The 22,245-nt window shown below is 31.3% G+C and carries 23 protein-coding genes and 2 tRNA genes; 15 read left to right on the forward strand and 10 right to left on the reverse strand.

Annotated features, from left to right (window positions below; genetic code table 11):
- The 3 genes from accC to Q0739_RS00565 are packed head-to-tail and all read left to right on the forward strand — an operon-like array spanning position 1 to position 4,324.
- A complete protein-coding gene (gene accC / locus Q0739_RS00555) occupies positions 1-1,440 on the forward strand; it encodes an acetyl-CoA carboxylase biotin carboxylase subunit (protein ID WP_298236746.1) in 1,440 nt (479 codons plus the stop codon).
- A 47-nt stretch (positions 1,441-1,487) separates the two neighbouring features.
- Positions 1,488-3,029 (forward strand): acyl-CoA carboxylase subunit beta, encoded by a 1,542-nt coding sequence (locus Q0739_RS00560; RefSeq protein WP_298236747.1) that lies wholly within the window; start codon positions 1,488-1,490, stop codon positions 3,027-3,029.
- Positions 3,030-3,061: 32 nt separating this feature from the next.
- Positions 3,062-4,324 (forward strand): divalent metal cation transporter, encoded by a 1,263-nt coding sequence (locus Q0739_RS00565; RefSeq protein ID WP_298236748.1) that lies wholly within the window; start codon positions 3,062-3,064, stop codon positions 4,322-4,324.
- Positions 4,325-4,333: 9 nt separating this feature from the next.
- On the opposite strand, the gene Q0739_RS00570 is transcribed toward Q0739_RS00565, so the two are convergent.
- From Q0739_RS00570 to Q0739_RS00590, 5 genes are all read right to left on the reverse strand, one after another.
- The gene (locus Q0739_RS00570) at positions 4,334-5,134 is read right to left on the reverse strand and encodes an amidohydrolase family protein (protein ID WP_366140755.1); all 801 of its coding nucleotides are present in this window, start codon (positions 5,132-5,134) and stop codon (positions 4,334-4,336) included.
- 4 nt (positions 5,135-5,138) lie between these two features.
- A complete protein-coding gene (locus Q0739_RS00575) occupies positions 5,139-5,423 on the reverse strand; it encodes a hypothetical protein (RefSeq protein WP_298236749.1) in 285 nt (94 codons plus the stop codon).
- Positions 5,424-5,697: 274 nt separating this feature from the next.
- Positions 5,698-6,276 (reverse strand): YceI family protein, encoded by a 579-nt coding sequence (locus Q0739_RS00580; protein ID WP_298236750.1) that lies wholly within the window; start codon positions 6,274-6,276, stop codon positions 5,698-5,700.
- A 102-nt stretch (positions 6,277-6,378) separates the two neighbouring features.
- On the reverse strand, positions 6,379-6,972 hold the full coding sequence (locus tag Q0739_RS00585; RefSeq protein ID WP_298236751.1) for a Crp/Fnr family transcriptional regulator: 594 nt from the start codon (positions 6,970-6,972) through the stop codon (positions 6,379-6,381).
- On the reverse strand, positions 6,965-7,411 hold the full coding sequence (locus Q0739_RS00590) for a DinB family protein (RefSeq protein ID WP_298236752.1): 447 nt from the start codon (positions 7,409-7,411) through the stop codon (positions 6,965-6,967). Before Q0739_RS00590 ends, Q0739_RS00585 begins: the two co-directional genes overlap by 8 nt.
- 96 nt (positions 7,412-7,507) lie before the next feature.
- On the opposite strand from Q0739_RS00590, the gene Q0739_RS00595 reads away from it, so the two are divergent.
- Complete coding sequence (locus Q0739_RS00595) at positions 7,508-8,713, forward strand: multidrug effflux MFS transporter (RefSeq protein ID WP_298236753.1); 1,206 nt, start codon at positions 7,508-7,510, stop codon at positions 8,711-8,713.
- Here Q0739_RS00595 and Q0739_RS00600 read toward each other — a convergent pair.
- Positions 8,710-9,228 (reverse strand): DinB family protein, encoded by a 519-nt coding sequence (locus Q0739_RS00600; RefSeq protein ID WP_298236754.1) that lies wholly within the window; start codon positions 9,226-9,228, stop codon positions 8,710-8,712. The two genes, Q0739_RS00595 and Q0739_RS00600, sit on opposite strands and share 4 nt — an antisense overlap.
- Before the next feature lie 186 nt (positions 9,229-9,414).
- Between Q0739_RS00600 and Q0739_RS00605 the strand changes: the two genes are divergently transcribed.
- Together Q0739_RS00605 and Q0739_RS00610 are read left to right on the forward strand one after the other, a co-directional pair.
- Positions 9,415-11,331 (forward strand): DUF294 nucleotidyltransferase-like domain-containing protein, encoded by a 1,917-nt coding sequence (locus Q0739_RS00605; protein WP_298236755.1) that lies wholly within the window; start codon positions 9,415-9,417, stop codon positions 11,329-11,331.
- Positions 11,332-11,994 carry a 3'-5' exonuclease gene (locus Q0739_RS00610; protein ID WP_298236756.1) on the forward strand — a complete coding sequence of 221 codons (663 nt, stop codon included), beginning with the start codon at positions 11,332-11,334 and terminating at the stop codon, positions 11,992-11,994.
- 25 nt (positions 11,995-12,019) lie between these two features.
- Here the strand turns inward: Q0739_RS00610 and Q0739_RS00615 are convergent, their stop codons facing one another.
- On the reverse strand, positions 12,020-12,967 hold the full coding sequence (locus Q0739_RS00615) for a hypothetical protein (RefSeq protein ID WP_298236757.1): 948 nt from the start codon (positions 12,965-12,967) through the stop codon (positions 12,020-12,022).
- 80 nt (positions 12,968-13,047) lie between these two features.
- Here Q0739_RS00615 and Q0739_RS00620 point away from each other — a divergent pair, with 80 nt between their 5' ends.
- Both Q0739_RS00620 and Q0739_RS00625 read left to right on the forward strand, forming a co-directional pair.
- On the forward strand, positions 13,048-13,419 hold the full coding sequence (locus Q0739_RS00620) for a S4 domain-containing protein (RefSeq protein WP_298236758.1): 372 nt from the start codon (positions 13,048-13,050) through the stop codon (positions 13,417-13,419).
- Between the two features lie 28 nt (positions 13,420-13,447).
- Complete coding sequence (locus tag Q0739_RS00625; RefSeq protein ID WP_298236759.1) at positions 13,448-13,951, forward strand: phosphoribosyltransferase family protein; 504 nt, start codon at positions 13,448-13,450, stop codon at positions 13,949-13,951.
- Here the strand turns inward: Q0739_RS00625 and Q0739_RS00630 are convergent.
- Complete coding sequence (locus tag Q0739_RS00630) at positions 13,943-14,464, reverse strand: shikimate kinase (RefSeq protein WP_298236760.1); 522 nt, start codon at positions 14,462-14,464, stop codon at positions 13,943-13,945. The two genes, Q0739_RS00625 and Q0739_RS00630, sit on opposite strands and share 9 nt — an antisense overlap.
- A 144-nt stretch (positions 14,465-14,608) precedes the next feature.
- Here Q0739_RS00630 and Q0739_RS00635 point away from each other — a divergent pair.
- Both Q0739_RS00635 and Q0739_RS00640 read left to right on the forward strand, forming a co-directional pair.
- Positions 14,609-14,681 (forward strand) — tRNA-Lys (locus Q0739_RS00635).
- 57 nt (positions 14,682-14,738) lie between these two features.
- Positions 14,739-14,824: transfer RNA gene (locus tag Q0739_RS00640), tRNA-Leu, on the forward strand.
- A 13-nt stretch (positions 14,825-14,837) separates the two neighbouring features.
- Here the strand turns inward: Q0739_RS00640 and Q0739_RS00645 are convergent.
- Positions 14,838-17,090, reverse strand: a complete 2,253-nt coding sequence (locus Q0739_RS00645) for a tetratricopeptide repeat protein (RefSeq protein WP_298236761.1) — start codon at positions 17,088-17,090, stop codon at positions 14,838-14,840.
- Between the two features lie 183 nt (positions 17,091-17,273).
- Here Q0739_RS00645 and Q0739_RS00650 point away from each other — a divergent pair, with 183 nt between their 5' ends.
- The 5 genes from Q0739_RS00650 to Q0739_RS00670 are packed head-to-tail and all read left to right on the forward strand — an operon-like array spanning position 17,274 to position 21,695.
- Positions 17,274-18,173: a MerR family transcriptional regulator gene (locus tag Q0739_RS00650; protein WP_298236762.1), complete on the forward strand. Its 900-nt coding sequence runs from the start codon at positions 17,274-17,276 to the stop codon at positions 18,171-18,173.
- A gap of 44 nt (positions 18,174-18,217) precedes the next feature.
- Positions 18,218-19,690 carry a phytoene desaturase family protein gene (gene crtI, locus Q0739_RS00655; protein ID WP_298236763.1) on the forward strand — a complete coding sequence of 491 codons (1,473 nt, stop codon included), beginning with the start codon at positions 18,218-18,220 and terminating at the stop codon, positions 19,688-19,690.
- Positions 19,687-20,526 (forward strand): phytoene/squalene synthase family protein, encoded by an 840-nt coding sequence (locus Q0739_RS00660; RefSeq protein WP_298236764.1) that lies wholly within the window; start codon positions 19,687-19,689, stop codon positions 20,524-20,526. Before crtI ends, Q0739_RS00660 begins: the two co-directional genes overlap by 4 nt.
- Before the next feature lie 10 nt (positions 20,527-20,536).
- Positions 20,537-20,986, forward strand: coding sequence for a sterol desaturase family protein (locus tag Q0739_RS00665; RefSeq protein WP_298236765.1), 450 nt, complete (start codon positions 20,537-20,539; stop codon positions 20,984-20,986).
- 4 nt (positions 20,987-20,990) lie between these two features.
- Positions 20,991-21,695, forward strand: coding sequence for a lycopene cyclase domain-containing protein (locus Q0739_RS00670; RefSeq protein ID WP_298236766.1), 705 nt, complete (start codon positions 20,991-20,993; stop codon positions 21,693-21,695).
- Here Q0739_RS00670 and Q0739_RS00675 read toward each other — a convergent pair.
- Positions 21,673-22,233, reverse strand: a complete 561-nt coding sequence (locus Q0739_RS00675; protein WP_298236767.1) for a TlpA disulfide reductase family protein — start codon at positions 22,231-22,233, stop codon at positions 21,673-21,675. The genes Q0739_RS00670 and Q0739_RS00675 overlap by 23 nt on opposite strands.
- Positions 22,234-22,245: the final 12 nt, after the last annotated feature.

A 22,245-nucleotide genomic window follows, 5' to 3' on the forward strand; every position in this document is an offset into this window, starting at 1 on the left:
ATGCAAAAAATATTAATTGCCAACCGTGGAGAAATAGCTATAAGAGTTATGAAAACCGCTAAAAGAATGGGCATAAAAACGGTTGCCGTATTTTCAAAAGCAGATAGGAATGCACCACATGTTAAGTTTGCAGATGAAGCAGTGTGCATTGGAGAAGCACCTTCAAGTCAATCATACCTTCGAGGTGATAAAATTATCGAAGTTGCTAAAAATTTAAGTGTTGATGCCATACACCCTGGTTATGGCTTTTTAAGTGAAAATGCTGACTTTGCAGAATTATGCGAAGAAAATAATCTTACTTTTATTGGGCCACGTTCTAAAGCTATTAAGATTATGGGAAGTAAATTAGCAGCCAAGGAAGCAGTTAAGCAATATAATATCCCAATGGTACCAGGTATTGATGAAGCTATTACCGATGTAAATAAAGCACATAAGGTCGCTAAAGAAATAGGTTTCCCAGTTCTTATAAAAGCATCAGCTGGTGGTGGCGGGAAAGGCATGCGTGTCGTGGAAAAAGAAAGTGATTTAGAATCTCAAATGAATCGCGCGATTAGCGAAGCCACATCTGCGTTTGGAGATGGCTCTGTTTTTATAGAAAAATATGTAAGCTCCCCTCGGCATATCGAAATTCAAGTAATGGCAGATAGTCATGGAAACATATTACATTTCTTCGAACGCGAATGTAGTATTCAACGGCGTCATCAAAAAGTGGTTGAAGAAGCGCCATCAAGTATTTTAACCCCAGAATTAAGAAAGGAAATGGGTGATGCTGCCATAAAAGTTGCTAAATCGTGTGATTACTTAGGTGCTGGAACTGTAGAGTTTTTAATGGATGCTGAACATAATTTTTATTTCCTTGAAATGAATACACGCCTTCAGGTTGAACACCCAGTCTCAGAAATAATATCTGGTGTAGATTTGGTTGAGCTTCAAATAAAAGTGGCTCGTGGTGAAGCATTGAAAATAAAACAGGAAGACTTAAAAATTAATGGACATGCACTAGAACTGCGCGTGTATGCCGAAGATCCTTTAAATGATTTTCTGCCAAGTGTGGGCCATTTAAATATTTATAGAATACCATATGGCAAAGGTATTCGTGTTGATGATGGTTTTGAAGAAGGCATGGACATTCCAATTTATTACGATCCGATGCTTTCTAAATTGATTACTTACGGAAACACCCGCGAAGAAGCCATTGAGTTAATGATAAATGCCATTAATAATTATCATATTGAGGGCGTACAAACAACACTTCCATTTGGAAAATATGTTTGCAAACATGAAGCGTTTCGATCTGGAAATTTTGACACACATTTTGTCAAGAAATATTATTCGCCAGAAGCATTAAAAGAAGAAACTGAAAACGAAGCTAAAATCGCTGCAATAATAGCTGTTAAACAATATATTGAAGATCAAAAACTTTTACGTTTACCTATTTAATTATCATTCCTACATATTGTAGAAACCTTATTATCACTTGATGCCTTATGGATTCTAAAATAAATAAACTAAACGAACTAAATACTTTAGCTAACCTTGGCGGTGGACAAAAACGCATTGACAAGCAGCATGCTAATAAAAAACTAACCGCAAGAGAACGCATAAATTATTTAATGGATGCAAGTTCTTTTGAAGAAATTGGAAAACTCGTTACCCATCGTACTACAGATTTTGGTATGCAAGACCAGATTTACTTAGGTGATGGCGTAGTTACTGGCTATGGCACCATTAATAATAGACTCGTTTATGTTTATGCTCAAGATTTTACAGTCTTTGGAGGTTCTTTATCTGAAACCCATGCTGAAAAAATCTGCAAAATAATGGACATGGCAGTTAAAGTAGGCGCTCCCATAATTGGATTAAACGATTCAGGAGGCGCACGCATACAGGAAGGAGTGCGTTCTCTAGGTGGTTATGCCGATATTTTTTATAGAAATGTTAGAGCTTCTGGAGTTATCCCTCAAATATCTGCTATCATGGGTCCATGCGCCGGAGGTGCTGTTTATTCACCCGCAATAACAGACTTTACCATTATGGTTGAAAACAGTAGCTATATGTTTGTAACAGGCCCCAATGTGGTAAAAACAGTTACCAATGAAACCGTAACTAGTGAAGAATTAGGTGGTGCCGAAACCCACGCTTCTAAATCGGGAGTTGCTCATGTAACAACTTTAAATGATGTTGAATGTCTTGAAGATATAAAAAAACTACTAAGTTATTTACCTCAGAATAATACCGAAACGCCTCAAGCCCTGAACTTTAAATTAGAAGATGAAATAAGAGATGTTTTATCAGATATAATTCCAGATAACGCCAACAAACCATATGACATGCATAGTGTTATTTCTGGTATTATTGATGCTGATTCTTTCTATGAGATTCATAAAGATTATGCTGAAAGTATTATTGTAGGTTTTGCTCGTTTAGGTGGTAGAAGTGTTGGCATAGTAGCCAATCAACCCATGTCATTTGCAGGTGTTTTAGGTGTAAAAAGCTCCAGAAAAGCAGCACGTTTCACACGATTTTGTGACTGCTTCAATATTCCACTATTAGTACTTGTAGACGTACCTGGTTTTTTACCTGGAACAGACCAAGAGTGGGATGGCATTATTGTACATGGTGCAAAATTATTATACGCCTTAAGCGAAGCAACAGTACCTAGAGTAACTGTTATTACAAGGAAAGCATACGGTGGAGCATACGATGTTATGAACTCTAAACACATAGGTGCCGATTTTAATTTTGCATGGCCAGGAGCTGAAATTGCCGTAATGGGTGCAAAAGGCGCCAGTGAAATAATATTTAAACGAGATATAGCTGCCGCAGATAATCCAGTAGAAAAATTAGCTGAAAAAGAAAAAGAATATGCCGACAAGTTTGCAAATCCTTATGAAGCTGCAAAAAGAGGTTTTATTGATGAAGTCATTCTTCCAAAAAACACACGACGCAAACTAATTAAAGCTTTTGCTTCACTTGAAAACAAAAAAGTAGATACTCCTAAACGCAAGCATGGTAATATTCCGCTTTAAAATAATTTCTAACTTAAAACACAAGCTAGTTCATGAAGTGGAAAAAACTAAAAAAGACTTTAGGTCCAGGTATATTATTTGCTAGCACTGCTATTGGTGTGTCCCATTTAGTACAAAGCACTAGAGCTGGTGCTAATTATGGGTTTGCTCTCTTAGGAATGATAATAATTACTAATATCTTAAAATTTCCGTTTTTCGAATATGCAGTTAGGTATGCCAATGCTACAGGTGAAAGCCTTATAGAGGGTTACAAGAAATTAGGGAAACCTGTTTTATGGATTTATTTCTTAATTACAATTGCTTCTATGTTTTTTGTAACTGCAGCAGTAAGCATAGTAACTGCTGGTTTTATGGACAATCTCTTTGGTCTGTCGTCTCTTTGGCCTTCTTTTAAATTATTTCCAGTTGTACTTGTATTCTTGGTTAGTACAGGCGCCTTAATTACTGGCAAATTCAGTGTCTTAGATGGTTTAATAAAAACCATAGGCATCTTATTGTTTGTTTCTACAATCATTGTTTTTATTTTAACCTTAATCAATGGACCAATAGATCACATCAATAATTTTACACCTTTAAATGTATTTGATGATGTTGGGATTTTATTTATAATAGCCTTAATGGGTTGGATGCCAACAGCCTTAGACATGTCTTGTTGGACTAGTTTATGGGTTGTTGAAAAAATTAAATCCACCAACTACCATCCAACATTAAAAGAAAATTTATTTGATTTTAACCTTGGTTATTGGGTAGCAGCTTTCTTGTCAATTTGTTTTGTAACCATGGGAGCTTTTTTGATTTTTGGCACAGGCAATGTTCTTCCTAAAGATAGCGTAGGATTTGCCAGTAGCGTTATTGATTTATACACATCTACAATTGGCGATTGGAGTTATTTAATAATTGCTATTGCTGCATTTTCTATTATGTTAGGAACCAGTATTGGTGTTTTTGATGGTTATTCGCGTGTATTGCAACATTCATCGGAAATATTATTTCTTTCAAACGACAACAAACATTCTAAACGTGTTTACATCATTTCCTTAATTATTCTCGCTATTGGTTCTTTTTCAATTACAGCGTTCTTTATGGGTGAATTCAAAAATCTAATAGATTTAGCTACAACTATATCTTTTTTAATAGCACCATTAGTTGCCATTGCAAACTTAAAATTAGTAGACAAAAAATATATTGGTAAGGCATACGCGCCAAAACCACTAATGAAGTTTGTTAGTTATTTAGGTATTGCCTTTTTAACTGGGTTTGCACTGTTTTATGTATACATTAAGTTTATAAAATAGCGCTTCATTTTAATTAGGAAATAATGTTTTATCTAACCCAGGAACAATTCTAAGGGCATTTTTATAGTATACTTTTTTCAAAACTTCGTCTGGTAAATCCAATCCATACATGGCCCAAAACGCATGATACTTTTTATGATAAGGAAAATATTCATCGGCACTTTCTAATACTCTAAAATATGTTGGGAACTCTTCAGGCTTCCAACTATCTTTTCCGAATAAAATTCGGTCTTGATATTTTATAAAAAATGCTTTCGCAAATCGGGGCTGTCTTCCTAATTCAGCAATAATAGCACCTATGCCGACATTCATATTTGGAATTTCGTCTAGTAACTCTCCTAATTTCCCTAAATTATTGGCATACCACCCCATGTGTGCATTTATAAAGGTTGTTTTAGGATGTTTTCTAAACATATTGTGCTGTTCTACAATTATTTGCTCCCATGGCGCTGGATTATTTGCTCCACGTTTTCTCCTTGGTTTTGTTTTTAGTTCTAACCATCGTTCATTATCCCCATCAAAAGCATCCCAAAACGATTTTGGATCTGCTGCATGAATAAGAACTGGAATACCCAATTCGCCACAGGTTTCCCATATTGGTTCTAAACGGCTATCATCAATAGCGAGTCTTTTTCCGTCGACATCTTTATTATACATCCCTAAACTCTTATATACTTTTAATCCTCTAGCACCATTTTTTACATCTAGTTTTAATTGCGTTACTGTCTTTTCAATCCAGTCCTCTGCTCCTGCTTCATTAAAATCTATATTTGCAAAAACTACAAATCTATTTGGGTAATTAGTGTTAATATTATCAACAGCTTTTTTTTAAATGCTCCCCTGAGCGACCACTTAAATTAACCATAATTCCCATATTTAATGTATCCATAGCAGCAATAACAGGTGATAAGTTTTGAGTCGCCATTCGATACTGATGTCCATGAACATCTATAAACGGAAACTTAGCCTGTTTTATAACTTTACCTGGAACTACAAGCGTTGATTTAGGGTTATATGCTTCAAAAGACATCTCTTGCGCTTCAACCGTTAAAACAAAAAATAGAACTATTATAAATGGGTAAATAATTTTAGAAAACATTTTGGAATGGTTTTAAGGTATAAGCCATAAAAATAATCAACTTATACAATTGTAAACCAAGTTTAAGATGGCTTTAACAATGGATTTTGCACTTTAAAAAAATTGGTAACCAAAAAAGAGACTATTTAAAAAGTCATTATAATCCATTTTGTCAAGTTGAGCTTGTCGAAACTAATGTTGATTATCACTAAGTTAAAATATTTCGACAGGCTCAATATGACATTGAACTTACTTTTTAAACAGTCTCTTAAATAGACAAATAAATTATTTTTTATTAGAATTCTAAGTCTGACACTAAATCGAATTCATCGTAAATAGCTTTGTCTTTTAATCCATCAAAAAAGCTTGTTGATCCATATTTAACATCATACTTTGATCTATCAATTTTAAGTGAAGCAGCAGCCTTACTTCCATAAATGGATATACTGAAGCTAATTGGGTTTGTAATACTTTTAATAGTTAAATCCCCAGTAACACTATATGCGTTTTTTCCAGAGGCTTCAACATTAGTAAATACCAATGAAGCTGTTGGGTGATTAGCAACACCAAAGAAATCATCAGACTTTAAGTGCCCTTCTAACTTGCCTTTATAATCTCCTTCTAAATCGGTAACAGTAATTGATGTCATATCAATAACAAATTCTCCTCCTGTTAATTTGTCGCCTTCAAAAACCAAATTTCCAGATTTTATATTGATTGTTCCTTCATGAGACCCTGTTACTTTGTAACCTTTCCAAACCACTTTACTGGCATCTATCTTAATTTCTTTTTTCTCTTTATCAAGTGTTGTAAAAGAAAATGTAAGTGCTGTAACGAATACTAAAATTGCAATGTTTTTTATTTTGTTTTTCATTTTTATATTTTTTTAAATTAAAATTATTACTGCAAAGATCTTGAACAACTAATGATACTGAAATAAACTAGATTATAAAATAATGTTAAACTAGTTTAATTTTTACTCTTCTAGTGCTATTTGTCCTTTTATTTTACTCAAAAACTCCTTTGTTATTCCAAGATACGAAGCTATCATATATTGTGGAATACGTTGTTCAATTTCTGGATATTGCTTGCTAAAATATTTATATCTTTCCTTGGCCGACAGACTAAAACTTCTAATAATTCGTTTTTGTGAAGCAACAAAAGCACGCTCAATAATTTGTCTAAAAAAACGTTCAAGCTTTGGGATTTTAGCATATAAATCTTCAATAATATCGTATGGAAACAGTATTAACTCTGTATTCTCAATACATTGCACGTTATAATCGGCAGGTGTTTGTGTTATAAAACTACCCATATCTGCAGTCCACCAATTTTCAATTGAAAACATGATTATATGCTCTTGCCCATCATCATCTACATGGAACATCTTCGTACATCCAGAGACAACAAAACATTCATGTTTACATACGTCTCCTTGTTGAATAACATATTGTCCTTTCAAAAATTTACGATACTTAATCTGAGACATTAACAACTGCTCTTCCTCTGGAGTAAGCGTTATATATTTACTAATGTAACTTAAAAGAGGTTGTGCCTTTTCTTTATTCATCTAATAGCCTTCTATGGTAATTAATTTGCCCAAGATGATAAGACAAGTGTGTTATTAAATGTGTTAAAAAGAACTCCGTACTCATTGCTTCTTTAAAAACTATAAGAGGGTATTGCTTTGCGAAATCATCTGGAGTTAATTTTAGCAAAGTTGTTTCTATAACCTCTATGGTTTCATCTATTTGTTTAAGAATAACATTTCTTGAAACATTCTTTTGAGAAAATTCTAAATCTCTTTTTCTAACATATCCCGTATTTCCCAGTGTAGCACCAACAAAATGATTTAGGTTTCCCACAATATGTAAACCCAAATTTCCAGCCGAATTATTTATACCTTTAGGGAGCAACCAAAGTTTTTCTTCGTTTGTATATGCCTCTAATTCAACCTTAAGCTTCACTAAGTCCCTTTGAAATATTTTTATTAAAGTATCTGTATACATATCTCACTAAATTAATATCAAATTTAATAATAATAAAATTGCTTTATTATATGGTTATTAGATTTTTGATACGCTTATATAACTTACTTTTGATGAATGCAAAATCAAAAGACTTTTAAGTTAGAATTCGTTGCTCTTATGGCATCATTAATGTCTATTGTGGCACTTTCAATAGATGCGTTATTGCCTGCGCTACCTAACATTGGTACTTATTTAAAGGTTACAAATGCGAATGATAATCAATTACTCATTACTATGATTTTTTTAGGGCTAGGGTTCGGTCAACTGGTTTTTGGCCCTTTATCTGATAGCTTTGGAAGAAAACCAATTGTATATATAGGTTTTATTGTTTTTATTATTGCTAGTGTTATTTGTGTTACTACCGAGAGTTTTGAAATGATGATCGTGGGTCGTGTACTTCAAGGCATTGGTTTATCTTCCCCAAGAAGCTTAGCTCTATCTATGATAAGAGATTCTTATAGTGGGGATTACATGGCTAAAATAGTTTCTATAGTAGTTATGTTTTTTATTCTGGTACCAGTAATCGCTCCAACCTTAGGTCAGTTTTTAATTACTTTTTTTGATTGGAAATCTATTTTTTATGTTAATCTAATTTTTGGTGTTATAATAATGGTTTGGTTTTGGCTAAGGCAACCCGAAACTTTAGCTATTAAAAACAGAATTAAATTTTCATCACATCTTTTTATAGATGGCACAAAAGAGTTTTTTAAATATAAAGAAGCAGTTGCATTTACGTTTGTTTCTGGTTTTATTACTGGCTCGTTTATGGTTTATTTAAGTACATCGCAACAAATTTTTCAAGAGCAATACAATCTAGGTCACATGTTTCCTTATATTTTTGCAAGTTTAGCTATCTCGGTTGGGTTAGCTACTTTTTTAAACAGTAGGTTTGTAGTTAAGTTTGGTATGTGGCGAATAGCCTACTATGCAGCAATAGCCTATACAATTATATCGGTATTGTATGTTTTAATTTTTTTCTCTGGAAACAACCCAAGCATTTATGTTTTGCTTAGTTTTTTTGCGTTACAGTTTTTTGCTGTAGGGTTTTTATTTGGAAATTTAAGAGCTTTAGCAATGCAACCTTTAGGGCATATTGCAGGTATAGGTGCTGCAATAAATGGTTTTATCTCTACAGTAATGGCAGTTCCAATTGCTAACTATATAGGCGGCTTTGTTAGTACTTCTGTATTACCGCTATTTATCGGGTTTTCACTCTTTGGGATATTGTCTGTGTTGGTATTTGTTTTCTTAAAAAAGAAAAAAGTTTCTTTTAATACTTAAAGGTACCGTTCCTTAACAATCTTTATATGCCACATATAATGGCCTAAGTTAATAAAGGCTGATGCTCTTGCCGAAAGGGATGAGCCATTGGCATTACCAACAAAATTTAAATCGTTAGCTTTAAAATTCTTTAACATGACTATAGAATTTTGCCTTACAGCTTCAAATTCCTCTATTAAAGTCTCTATCGATTTATCGTTGGCTCCAGATGGTTCTATATAATCGTTTTCATCAAACCCAGCTAGCGACGTTTTATCATGCCTCGCAATACGAAAACAACGATGTGTAAATACTCGTTCTGCATCAATTAAATGCTGAAAAATTTCTTTAACGCTCCATTTACCTTCAGCATATCTATAGATTAGTATATCACTTGGGATTGATTGAAAAAAATTTAAAATCACATTCAATCCAGATAAATAGCCTTCTAGCAACTCTGTTTTATCATCAATTTGAGCTAAATAAGCACTATAATATTTGTGATATTCTGAAGTAGTAATTTCTGATTTTTTCATTATTTCCGTTAAGTCGTTTAGATATCTAAAATAATGAATAATTAATCTATTTAGGTCTATTATAAAAAATTATACATTTTAAATAGCGTATTAATTATGCAGTTCTATTCATAATAATCATTATTTTTAGCCTAACTTATTTATAAATAACTGTTACATTAATATAGTATAGTATTAATTAAATATATGAAAAATTCTATTGCCGAACGTGTTAGAGATTTCCTTAAAAACCACCCTCCTTTTAATCTATTAAAGCAAAAGAAACTTCTCGAAATAGCAGAAGAAGTTGTTATTATTTATTTAGAAAAAGGAGACTCGTTATTTAAAGCAAATGACACTTTTAATGAACATTTTTATATGGTTAGAGATGGAGCAATTGGTTTATTTCATCAAAACAAAAGAGTTGATGAAATTGTAACAATAAGTGATGTTGGAGATATTTTTGGAGTAAGACCACTTATTGCACAAGAAAATTATAAGTTAACAGCCAAAGCCAATGAAGAGTCCATAGTTTATGCTATACCTATTGTAGCGTTTCAAGAAGCTGTAGAAAATAATAGTGCTGTTTATAAATACTTAATTACTGCTTTTGCAACAAATGCATACGATTCTTATACCTCAAAAGAAAACAAGGAAATTTTTGTCGATTATTTACCCAGCAATTCTCAAGACATCACAAATTTTCAAACTGCAAATTACACAAAGTCACCAATTGTTTGCCATATAAGCTCAAAGTTAAAAGATGCCGCTATACAAATGTCTTCACATAAAATTGGTTGTATTATTGTTGTAGATGACACAAAAAAGCCAGTTGGTATTATTACCAATAGTGATATAAAAAATAAAATTGCTACAGGGTTATTCCCCATAGAAACCAATGTTAAAAATATTATGAGTTCGCCAGTTATTACTAACAAAAAAGGACTAACAGTAGCCGATGGGCAACTACAAATGATAAAGCATAATATTGGGCATTTATGTATAACCAAAGACGGAACAGTAAACTCTAAACTTGTGGGTGTACTATCGCATCATGATATTTTAGTCACCTTAGGTAATAATCCATCAGTAATTTTAAAAGAAATTAAAAGAGCTAAACGCACTAAAAAATTACGTACAGCAAGATTAAAGGCCAATACTTTATTAAAAAGTTATTTAGAACAAAATATTCCGTTATCACATATTATAACAATTATATCACAAATTAATGATGCCGTTACCGTAAGAGCTATTGAATTATCATTAAAAAAAATGCTAACACCGCCTCCTGTTGCATTTTCTTGGTTAGCACTTGGTAGCCAAGGAAGAAAAGAGCAATTGTTATTTACAGATCAAGATAATGCACTTATTTTTGAAGATGTTCCAGAATCTAGTTATGAAGAAACTCAAGCATATTTTTTAGAATTAGCAAGGCTAATTACAAAAGCACTAAACAAAATTGGTTTTGAATATTGCGAAGCCGATATGATGGCTAGCAATCCAGAATGGTGCAAGTCTATTACAGAATGGAAAGCTCAGTTTGAAAATTGGATTACAAACCCTGATGAAAAAGCTATTTTATTGTCTTCAATCTTTTTTGATTATAGTAGAATTTATGGGAATGAAAAATTAGTTGACGAATTAACAAATACCATATACAAAAATCTAGAAAACTCTTCTTTATTCTTTAATTTTCTAGGTCTTGACGCTATAAAAAACCCTACACCACTTGGTTTTTTTAAACAGTTTCTAGTAGAGCAAAACGGAGATAAAAAAGATTTATTTAATATAAAAAGCAGAGCTTTAATGCCATTAATTGATGCTGCAAGGTTACTTGTATTAAGCAAGCAACTTAAAGGCATTAATAACACTTCTGAGCGTTATGAACGATTAGCCGAAATAGACCCAAAAAACAAAGAATTATACGAATCATGTTCGTATGCTTTTAAAGCTTTATCCAAGTTTAAAACTAAACAAGGTTTTCAAAATAATAATTCTGGAAAATTTATTGAATTAGAAAGTCTCACTAAAGAAGAAAAACTAAAACTAAAACGCTGTTTTAAACCCATTCAGGATATCCAAGAAACTTTAAAAGTACGATTCGATTTAAAAAATTTTATGTAGATGCTTGAAAAATGGTTACATAAAAAAAAGAAGCATTATCCCAGTTTCTATCTAGAATACTTAGATCTTTTTAAAAAGAAAAAAAGAGGTCGAATACAAAGTACGCGTTTTGTTGCTTTTGATACTGAAACCACAGGGTTTAATTTTGATAAAGATCGTGTATTATCTATAGGTGCAGTTTCTTTTATTGGCAAATCTATTCATGTAAATAATAGTCTTGAATTATATATTAAACAAGACATATTTAATCCAGAAACAGTTAAAATTCATGGTTTAATTAAACATGGTGCATTAAATAAGGTAAATGAATTGGAAGCTATTAAGATTTTTTTATCCTATATAAAAAATGATGTTCTAATTGCTCATCATGCTAATTTTGATAGAACTATGATGAATAAAATGATGCAAAGAAACGGTCTTGGTAAATTAAAAAACAAATTTATAGACACAGGTGTTTTATTTAAAAAATCGAAACATATTATTTATCAAGAAAACTTAAAGCATCACTCTCTAGATGACTTATGCAAAGAATTAAATGTACCAAAAGTAGATAGGCATACTGCTACTGGTGATGCATTAATAACCGCTATGGTATTTCTAAAAACTATTTCACGTTTAGACAAACGTAAAAACCTTAAGTGGAACTACTTATTAAGTTCTTAAAAATATTTGAATACTATAGTCTAGATTAATTAGATTCCGTTTCTTCTGGATCTAAATAATTAGGAATTCCATTTTGATTAGTGTCATCATTTGTTGGATCCCCATCATCGTTAATATCTTCATTTATTGTTGGCACACCATCACCATCATCATCTGCATCAAAATAATTTGGGAATGTATCATCATCAGTATCATCTCCATCAAAAGTATCGACATCAGAATTTAAAGTAAACTCACCATCTCCATTTAAATCTTCCATATATGAAGGAATACCATCACCATCATGATCATTTTCAAACATTTGGAATAACTCAAACTTAAATATAATTGGTGTGTAGGAACCAATTATTCCAGGGCCACTTGAAAAATATGCTAAACCAGACGGTAAAAACATAACACCTAGACCATTATTTACATAATCTATAGAACCATCTCCTAATTCCATAAATGATTCAGAAACATTAAATTGTGGTATAACTTTTCTCCATCCAGGAATAAGCCCTACTAAATCAAAATCAACTGGGGTTACAGCACTATCAAAAATGCTTCCATCTAACAAAAACCCTTCGTAACTCAAGCGTACATTATCAGCAAAAGTAGGAGATTCAATACCTCCTCCTTGATTCAAATTTAAAAGGTAATATTGATAGTCTGTATCTGCAAAAACAACAGAAATAGGATCACCAACCGCTACATTTAACATTGTATGGTCTGCTGGTGGACCAGTTTCTCCTTCAGCAAGTTCTTTAATAACTATATCTGCTAAACGTGGATTAGAATTACCAACAAAATCTCCTGAGTTGAAATAATGAGTTGCTAAATATTCTTCAAGTGTAGCTAAATCTTCTATCTGTTGCTCTGTTCTATCTCTTAGCTCAACTACAATTGGATCAACCCCACCATCATCTTTTTTACAAGAAGAAAAAATAAGTACAAAACATAAAATAAATAAACTAACCTTTCCTATTTTCATTATTGTTATTTTTGAGGCGCAAGATACAATTTTAATATAATTTTGCACAAGAACATTAACGTAGTTTTTACAATAATAATATGCGCGTAGACAAGTATTTATGGTGTATCAGGTATTATAAAACAAGAACCCTTGCAACTACTGCTTGTAAAAAAGGGCAAGTTCGAGTTAATGATGAAATTGTTAAGCCTAGTAGAGAGGTTTATCCGCTAGATAAAATTGAGTTAAGGAAAAACCAAATACAATACAAACTAACAGTTAACGACATACCAGAAAGTAGAATTGGTGCTAAATTAGTAGATATTTATAGAATTGACACTACCCCAAAAGACGCTTTTGAAGCTCAAGCATTACTAAAATACGCCAAAGATTATTATAGAAAAAAAGGCGTTGGGCGACCAACAAAAAAAGATAGAAGAGATATTGATGATTTTACTGATAAAAATGAGTAATTTTATTTCACCTAAATATTAATGATAGATGACAGCTAAAAACAATGTGATTCTAAATCATAATGAAATTACCCATAAAATAAGGCGCATTGCTTTTCAAATATATGAAAACAATGTAAATGAAAAAGATATAATTCTGGCGGGTATTGATAGCAACGGCTATATATTGGCAAAAAAATTAAAAGTGGCGCTTTCAAAAATATCTGATATAACACCAATACTTTGTAAAGTTAGTATTGATAAAAAAAATCCTTGGTCTGAAATAAAAACGTCTATTCCATCTTCTGAATACGAAAATAAATCTTTGGTTTTGGTAGACGATGTTTTAAACTCTGGAACGACTTTAATTTATGGAGTTAAACATTTTCTAGATGTACCGCTAAAACAGTTTAAAACCGCTGTATTGGTAAATAGAAACCATAAAAAGTATCCTGTAAAAGCCGATTTTAAAGGAATTTCTTTGTCAACCTCACTTCATGAACATGTTAATGTATTCTTAGAAGGCAAAAACTTTGAAGCTGTTTTAGAATAATTCACAAATAATATCTTCTACAATTTCATCTTTAGTTTTATTATCAACAGAAACTTTTATTTCCGCTTCATTATAGAAAGGTACGCGTTCAAATAAGTGCTTTCCTATAAATTCTGCCATAGCTTCTTCAGTTTCAATGTGAGCAATCAAAGGTCGTTTTGCCTTTTTCTCAATAAGTTTTTTTACTAAAGTTGGAATTGTCGCTTTTAAATAGATGCTTTTAGCATTTTCAGCATTAAAAATATGGCTCATGTTATCTCCGTAACATGGTGTACCTCCTCCTACAGATAGTATAGTCTTGTTTTTAATATTTAATAATTCTTTCAAATAAAAAGATTCTTTTTTTCTGAAATATATTTCACCTTTTGATTCAAAAATTTCTGTTACAGTCGCATCTTCCTTTTCTTCAATAAAATCATCTAAATCTATAAAGTTATAATTCAATTTTTTAGCCAATTTTTTTCCAATACTCGACTTACCAGAAGCCATATACCCAATTAAAACTAATATCATTTTTATGCTACAAATTGATTATTAAAAACATACGATTAAGTGCTGCAAAAAAACGAAAATTTCTTCAAAAAAAATATTGTTTTATTAATTAAACATTTTATATTTGCACCCGCTAACAACAATGTGTTAGCATTTTTAATTAATGACCTGGTAGCTCAGTTGGTAGAGCATCTCCCTTTTAAGGAGAGGGTCCTGGGTTCGAGCCCCAGCCCGGTCACAAAAAAAGTTAAGCGTTATTGCTTAACTTTTTTTATTTTTACTTACCTCATTTAATGCGCACGTGGCGGAATTGGTAGACGCGCTGGCTTGAGGGGCCAGTATCCGTTTTAGGATGTGGAAGTTCGAATCTTCTCGTGTGCACTTAAAATACACCTTACTTTAAAGCATTCAAATTGTTAAACATCGTTTGATACTGAACATTATTAGGATATAATTCAACAAGCTGAGATGAGATATTTTTAGCGTTCTCTATTTCTCCTTCTTTTTGATAGAGATAAGCCAATACATACAGTAAACTTTCATTTCTAGCATCAAGCTTAAGGCCTTTTTTAGCAACATCTTCGGCTTTTTTAAAATTATTTACTTTATCATACAACAAGCTTAAATTATAATAAAACCGAATATTATCTGGCATGTATTTAATAGCTAAATGCATTTGTTCAATAGCGTCCTCTACCCTATTACGTTCTGCTAATAATAACGAATACGAATAATACGTTTGCCCAAAATTTGGCTCTTGCCTAATAATCGTCTTAAAGGCTTCTTCAGCTTTTGCATAATCCTGATTTTGATAATACAAATTAGCTAAGTTTGTTCTAACTACATTATTTAAATTATCTATCTCTAAAGCTTTTTCATACCAGATGATAGCATTATAAATATCTCCCTTTTTAAAATAATACAATGCTTTTTTTGCTCTTCCTGCTGAAAAATCTCCTGTAACACTTAACTGAGTTTCAAACTCTTTTTTAACTTTTTTGTATGCGCCTTTATATTCATCAGGTATTTGAAGTTCATTTAATGATGCTATTGCCATAAATGCTTTAACTCTAATTGATCGTTTTTCATCTGCTAGAAGTGGTAAAAAATAATTAGCATAATCATTAAAATTAGAATTATTTAAAACATCAATAACAGCACCCCTCACCAAAGGCGAGTCATCGTTTAAAAATGCTAACATATTATTAATAACCTCATCATTTAAATAATTCCCCATAGCACTTACTCCAGATGCTCTAGCTATTTCTGGATAAATGGTGTCTTTTGATAATTCCATTAACTTCTCTAAACCATGAGGGTCTCCTACTAAACCAGGAGCCAATAACTCGGAAAAATGTTTTGACTTAGGAGTTCCATAATTTTTTTTAAAATGTTCCCAAGCCCAAGTATCATCTTTATCCGTATGACAATGAATACATGCGTTGGGGGTATTATATTTTATACTCAAATCTGGTCTTGGTATTCTAAAACTATGGTCTCTGCGGTAATCGTTCCCCATATAAACTTTACCAGACATGTGACAATTTATGCACTTTGCTCCCTCTGAGTTAGCTTGATGAAAATGATGAGATGTTTGGTCGTAAACATTGGTATCATGACACTGAATACATAACTTGTTACCTTCAAATCTTAGTTTTAAAGAATGTGGGTTATGGCAATTAGTACAACTTACATTGTTTTGATACATTTTACTCTGAAGGAATGAACCATAAACATATACCTCATCTAATATTTGCCCATCTGGGTGATATAAGTTATCTGTGATTAACTGTGGAAAATAATGATCTAAAAAAGTACCTTCAAAATTATAAAATTCTGAAAACTGTTCTCGTCTAACATGACATCTAGCGCACGCATCAACTAATGCTTTTGAAGAAATACCGGGAATCATTTTTAAATCCCCTTGAGGTTTATACCTTTCTCCATCACGATTAGCTAGTTCAACATGTGTCTTACCTGGACCATGACATGCTTCACAGCTTACATTTATTATAGCAGACTTTGTATTATAACTATGCGATTCTAAATTATAATTTTTCCTAACATTAGTTGAGTGACAATCGGCACACATATTATTCCAATTCAACCCGCCTCTTGACCAATGTAACCACTCCGAATGCACTACCTTAAAATCTGGGTATAAATCAAACCACTTCTTTTTTTCTACATCCCATGCTGTTCTTAAACATTGGTAATGCCCATCAGGAAACTTAACTATATACTGCTGCAATGGCGTAACTCCAAAGGTATATTCAATTTTATAATCATGATACTTACCATCCCTTCCTTCGGTATTAACATAATATTCGCTATCCTTTTTGTAAAAAAGTGATGTAATGCCTTGACTTGCAAATTTGACGTTATTGAAATTTCCAAGAACCGTAGTATCTAATGCGATTTGCATTGCTTTATCATGATGAGACCCTTGCCAAGATTTAAACTCGGAAACATGACATTCTTTGCATTTTTGATCTCCTAAAAAATGATTATCAGGGATTAAATTAGTAGATGCGAAAACATCTTTTTCTATATCAGAATCACTTATATACTTCGATTCTTTTTGTTTACAAGAGAAAAAAAATACTATTAAGATGAAGAATAACGATGATTTATTTGAAAATTTCAATATAAATTATTTAAAACATTATAAGTTTTAAATATAAATCATTTGTTAATTTCAAAAGCTAAGCGATATCATTTTTTTACATAAAAAATCAAAGTATAACTAAAAGAAATATGCTTTATAAATTTTTTTTTATTGTTCGTATAGTAAAAATGCTTATTTTTGTTTAAGAAAAATTACTTTTTAATGAACAATATTAAAGTAAACTTTAGTATTAAGGACTTAGAAAACCTTACTGGTATTAAAGCACATACCATACGTATTTGGGAAAAAAGATATAATTTACTTACTCCAAATAGGTCAGATACTAATATTAGAAATTACAGTTTAACAAGTTTTCAGAAACTTTTAAATATCTCGTATTTAAATAATAACGGATTAAAAATTTCTAAAATTGCTAATCTAGATGAAGATCAAATTCCTATAAAAGTTAGAGAAATAGCTTCTAGAGCCAAAGTTGAAGATCATGCTATAAATGCTCTAAAAATGGCCATGGTTAATTTTGATCAGGTTTTATTTTACAGCACATACAATAACCTTTTAGAAAACAAGACTTTTAGCGAAATATTTTATTCAGTTTTCTTACCATTACTAAATGAAATAGGCTTGCTTTGGCAAACCAACACCATTACACCAGCTCATGAGCATTTTTTATCTGTTCATATCAAACAAAAAATACTATTAAATACAGAAAGACTTCAGCTTTTAGAGCCCAAACCAGTATCAAAAACATTTGTTTTGTTTTTACCCGAAAATGAAATTCATGATATAGGATTACTTTTTATAAATTATCAACTCAGAAGTAAAGGCTATCATACTATATTTTTAGGAGAGAGTGTTCCTATGGAAAGTCTATCAGATCTACTTGAATTCTTCAACGAAATTACATTTATATCTTACTTTACAGTTTATCCAGAAACAAAAGATGTTCCAAATTACATAAACAATTTTAACGATCTTCTACTACAAAAGGATAACACAAAACTGATGTTATTAGGAAAAAGATTTACTGATTTTGAATTAGAAAATACTCCAGAAAAAGTTTCTATCTATAATTCTATTGAAAATTTAGTTAAAGATTTATAAATATTTCATTTTTGTTTAACTTTTAACTATATTTGTTAAACAATATGAAATCAACTATACATATAATAGGCTCAGGCTTTTCTTCTCTTGCTGCTTCTTGCTACTTAGCAAAATCGGGATATGAGGTTACAATATTCGAAAAAAACACAACTATTGGAGGGCGAGCAAGACAGTTAACTAAAGATGGATTTACATTTGATATTGGTCCTACCTGGTATTGGATGCCTGATGTTTTTGAACGTTTTTTTTCAGATTTTAACAAAAAGCCATCTGATTATTACACTTTAGAAAAATTAAACCCTGCTTATAGTGTTTACTTTGGTAAAGATGATTTTATAACTATAGAAGATACTTTAGAAAAAATCATCAAAGCTTTTGAAGTAGAAGAACCTGGAAGTTCTATGAAGCTTAAAAAGTTTATTAATAAAGCTAAAAACAATTACGATATCGCCATAAAGGATTTGGTTTATAATCCAGGAGTATCTCCTTTAGAATTAATTACGCCTGCGACAATAAAGAAAATAAATCAGTTTTTTAGTACCATTAAAAAAGATGTTAGAAACGAATTTAAAAACGATAGATTAGTAAAAATTCTTGAATTCCCTGTGTTGTTTTTAGGCGCAAAACCTAGTGATACGCCTTCATTCTATAGCTTCATGAATTATGCAGATTTTGGTCTTGGCACCTTTCATCCTAAAAAAGGCATGTATCAAGTAATTTTAGCTATGGAAAGTTTAGCTAAAGAACTTGGAGTAACTATTAATATAAACTCACCAGTTGAAAAAATTATTGTAAAAAATGGAGAAGCTAAAGGTTTAGTTTCAAACGGCAAAAACTACTATTCAGATATTGTTGTTAGTGGTGCTGATTATTATCATACAGAAACACTATTAGACAAACCTCTCAGACAATATTCAGAAAAATACTGGGAGAAAAAAACTTTTGCCCCTTCTTCACTCCTCTTTTATGTTGGTTTTAACAAGAAACTAAAAAATGTAAATCATCACACATTATTTTTTGATGTTGATTTTGATGTGCATGCAGAAGCTATTTATGACACTCCTAAATGGCCAGAAAACCCATTGTTTTATGCTAGTTTCCCAAGTATAACAGACGATAATGCTGCCCCAAAAGGAAAAGAAGCTGGTATATTTTTAATCCCCCTTGCCCCTGGATTAAAAGACACCCCTGAATTAAGAGCTATTTATTTCAATAAAATTATAGACCGCTTTGAAAATTTAACCTCTCAAAGTGTAAAGGATGCCATTATATTTAAGGAGAGCTTTTGTTTAAACGACTTTATAAAAGATTACAACTCGTATAAAGGAAATGCCTATGGAATGGCAAATACTTTATTACAAACCGCTTTTTTAAGACCCAAGATTAAGAGCAAAAAAGTAGAAAATTTATTTTTTACTGGTCAATTAACGGTTCCTGGTCCTGGTGTTCCACCATCCTTAATATCTGGAAAATTAGTAGCCGATTTAATAACAAAACACCATAGCATTTTAGTATGAAGGCATTATTTGATACCGTTTCTTACAACAGCAGTAAGCTAGTAACCAAAACGTATAGTACGTCTTTTTCGTTAGCTACAAAAATGCTATACAAATCTATACGTAGTGATATATACAATATTTATGGTTTTGTTCGATTTGCTGATGAAATTGTAGATTCGTTCCATGACTATAACAAAGAGGAATTATTCAACAAGTTTTCAGATGATTTAGAGCATGCTCTAAAAAACAAAATAAGTCTTAACCCCATTCTTAACTCATTTCAGCATACATTTCACAGATATGATATAGACAAATCTCTTGTTGACGCTTTTATGAAAAGTATGCGATTAGATTTACATAAAACTAAATACTTGACTGAAGAAGAATATAAAGCCTACATTTATGGTTCTGCTGATGTTGTTGGATTAATGTGTTTAAAAGTTTTTGTAAAAGGAGATAATACGAAGTATAATGAACTTAAAGATACAGCCATGGCATTAGGCTCTGCGTTTCAAAAAGTCAACTTCCTTAGAGATTTGAAAGCTGATTTTGAAGGTTTAGATAGAACTTACTTCCCTAATACAGATATTGAAAATCTTGATGAATCGTCAAAACAAGACATTATTGATGATATTGAAAAAGATTTTGAAAAAGGTTTAAGTGGTATTAAAAAACTGCCAATTGAAGCCAAGTTTGGTGTTTTTATGGCTTATAGATATTATAGTCAACTTCTTAAAAAACTCAAAAAAACACCTGCATTAAAAATAAAAGATTCTAGAATACGGGTTTCAAACCCAAAAAAAATTGAACTTTTAGCAAGGAGTTATGTAAAATATCAATTAAATTTAATGTAAATTTTAAGTGATGCAAACACTGTATTGGATACTTATATTTCTAGGAACTTATTGTTTCATGGAATTTATGGCGTGGTTTACTCATAAGTACATCATGCATGGTATCTTATGGAGTTTACACAAAGATCATCATCACAAAGATCACGACAGCTGGTTTGAGCGTAATGATGCCTTTTTTATATTTTACGCAGTTGTAAGTATAGGCTTCTTTTTACTCTGGAAATACACTAGCTTTTGGGCAGGTTTACCTATTGGCTTAGGCATTTTTGTTTACGGTCTGTCTTACTTTTTAGTACATGATATTTTTATTCATCAACGTTTTAAGATTTTTAGAAATGCCAATAATTGGTATGCCAAAGGCGTAAGGCGTGCACATAAAATGCATCACAAACACTTAGGTAAAGAAGATGGTGAATGCTTCGGAATGTTATTTGTTCCGTTTAAATATTTCAAGAAATAAACAGATGAACTATTTATATCTGTTACTAAACTTAGGTTCCTTAATTATTCCTTTTATTTTCAGTTTTCATCCTAAATTAAAATTTTACAGACTCTGGAAACCCCTATTTACAGGAATATTAATTAGCATGCTACTTTTCATTCCTTGGGATATTATTTTCACAAAACAAGGTATTTGGGGTTTTAATGACACTTATTTTTTAGGAATAAAACTATTTCACTTACCTATTGAAGAATGGTTGTTTTTTATATGCATTCCTTATGCTTGCGTTTTTACACACTACGCCTTACTTTATTATTTTCCTAATTTGAAACTATCAAAAGAGAACACAAAAATTATTAGCTATTTATTTATTTTAATATGTATTGTACTCGCTTTTGCTAATTACAACAAATGGTATAGTGTCATTAACTTCTCATTAGCTGCTCTATTAATCACTTTTGTAATACATATAAACTCGGAATTGTTATGTAGTTTCTATCTAACATTTCTTGTGATGCTAATTCCATTTTTTATTGTGAATGGTATATTAACAGGAAGTTTTATAGAGCACGAAGTCGTTTGGTATAATAACTCAGAAAACTTGAATATTAGATTATTCACCATTCCCATTGAAGATGCCGTTTATGCTTTCTCACTTATTCTTCTAAATTTATTTATTATGGATTTGATAGGAACTAAAAAAACTAGTGTAATAAATCATCAATAGTATTCCTAACGGAATCACTATTCCAATTAGCAGCACCTGTTTTATCAATAACAATTTTACCAGATTTATCTATTAAAAAAGTTCTGGGTATGCTAGTCACATCAAAAACATCTGGATATCTTGTAATTGAATTGTAAACTTTAAAATCATATTCATTTTTATTGATAAATCTATTAATCACTGAAAATTCCTCATTTGAAACAAAAACAAATTCAATTTTATCTTTATAATCTATATAAAGTTTTTGCATACTAGGCATTTCTGCAATACAAGGCGGACACCAAGTAGCCCAAAAATTTACTAAAACAACTTTTCCTTTGGTGTTTTCAAAATCAAGAATGATTCCATTATTAGCTTTCAGTTTCCAAGTATAATCATGTAAAATATTTTGTTCAGATTCATTAACTGTTGAAGGACCAAAAAGCGCTAAACTTTTATGCAATAAAACCTGAATAGGTAGTCGGGTTTGTGGTACAAGCAATAAACCTATTAATACAAAAAATATAATATTCTTTATTCTGTTTTTTGAAAATTTCATAGCATAAAATTA

The sequence above is a fragment of the uncultured Algibacter sp. genome, assembly GCF_947487605.1.
In the GTDB taxonomy this organism is placed as follows: domain Bacteria; phylum Bacteroidota; class Bacteroidia; order Flavobacteriales; family Flavobacteriaceae; genus Algibacter_D.

What these genes read in the sequence shown, in the direction of transcription:
- Q0739_RS00605 (WP_298236755.1), top strand. Translation starts at nt 9,415, where the DNA reads ATGAAAAATTCTATTGCCGAACGTGTTAGAGATTTCCTTAAAAACCAC.
- Q0739_RS00660 (WP_298236764.1), top strand. Translation starts at nt 19,687, where the DNA reads ATGAAGGCATTATTTGATACCGTTTCTTACAACAGCAGTAAGCTAGTA.
- Q0739_RS00575 (WP_298236749.1), bottom strand. Translation starts at nt 5,423, where the DNA reads ATGTTTTCTAAAATTATTTACCCATTTATAATAGTTCTATTTTTTGTT.
- Q0739_RS00560 (WP_298236747.1), top strand. Translation starts at nt 1,488, where the DNA reads ATGGATTCTAAAATAAATAAACTAAACGAACTAAATACTTTAGCTAAC.
- Q0739_RS00580 (WP_298236750.1), bottom strand. Translation starts at nt 6,276, where the DNA reads ATGAAAAACAAAATAAAAAACATTGCAATTTTAGTATTCGTTACAGCA.
- Q0739_RS00610 (WP_298236756.1), top strand. Translation starts at nt 11,332, where the DNA reads ATGCTTGAAAAATGGTTACATAAAAAAAAGAAGCATTATCCCAGTTTC.
- Q0739_RS00620 (WP_298236758.1), top strand. Translation starts at nt 13,048, where the DNA reads ATGCGCGTAGACAAGTATTTATGGTGTATCAGGTATTATAAAACAAGA.
- Q0739_RS00670 (WP_298236766.1), top strand. Translation starts at nt 20,991, where the DNA reads ATGAACTATTTATATCTGTTACTAAACTTAGGTTCCTTAATTATTCCT.
- Q0739_RS00565 (WP_298236748.1), top strand. Translation starts at nt 3,062, where the DNA reads ATGAAGTGGAAAAAACTAAAAAAGACTTTAGGTCCAGGTATATTATTT.
- Q0739_RS00625 (WP_298236759.1), top strand. Translation starts at nt 13,448, where the DNA reads ATGACAGCTAAAAACAATGTGATTCTAAATCATAATGAAATTACCCAT.
- Q0739_RS00630 (WP_298236760.1), bottom strand. Translation starts at nt 14,464, where the DNA reads ATGATATTAGTTTTAATTGGGTATATGGCTTCTGGTAAGTCGAGTATT.
- Q0739_RS00650 (WP_298236762.1), top strand. Translation starts at nt 17,274, where the DNA reads ATGAACAATATTAAAGTAAACTTTAGTATTAAGGACTTAGAAAACCTT.
- crtI (WP_298236763.1), top strand. Translation starts at nt 18,218, where the DNA reads ATGAAATCAACTATACATATAATAGGCTCAGGCTTTTCTTCTCTTGCT.
- Q0739_RS00600 (WP_298236754.1), bottom strand. Translation starts at nt 9,228, where the DNA reads ATGAAAAAATCAGAAATTACTACTTCAGAATATCACAAATATTATAGT.
- Q0739_RS00590 (WP_298236752.1), bottom strand. Translation starts at nt 7,411, where the DNA reads ATGTATACAGATACTTTAATAAAAATATTTCAAAGGGACTTAGTGAAG.
- Q0739_RS00675 (WP_298236767.1), bottom strand. Translation starts at nt 22,233, where the DNA reads ATGAAATTTTCAAAAAACAGAATAAAGAATATTATATTTTTTGTATTA.
- Q0739_RS00665 (WP_298236765.1), top strand. Translation starts at nt 20,537, where the DNA reads ATGCAAACACTGTATTGGATACTTATATTTCTAGGAACTTATTGTTTC.
- accC (WP_298236746.1), top strand. Translation starts at nt 1, where the DNA reads ATGCAAAAAATATTAATTGCCAACCGTGGAGAAATAGCTATAAGAGTT.
- Q0739_RS00585 (WP_298236751.1), bottom strand. Translation starts at nt 6,972, where the DNA reads ATGAATAAAGAAAAGGCACAACCTCTTTTAAGTTACATTAGTAAATAT.
- Q0739_RS00615 (WP_298236757.1), bottom strand. Translation starts at nt 12,967, where the DNA reads ATGAAAATAGGAAAGGTTAGTTTATTTATTTTATGTTTTGTACTTATT.
- Q0739_RS00595 (WP_298236753.1), top strand. Translation starts at nt 7,508, where the DNA reads ATGCAAAATCAAAAGACTTTTAAGTTAGAATTCGTTGCTCTTATGGCA.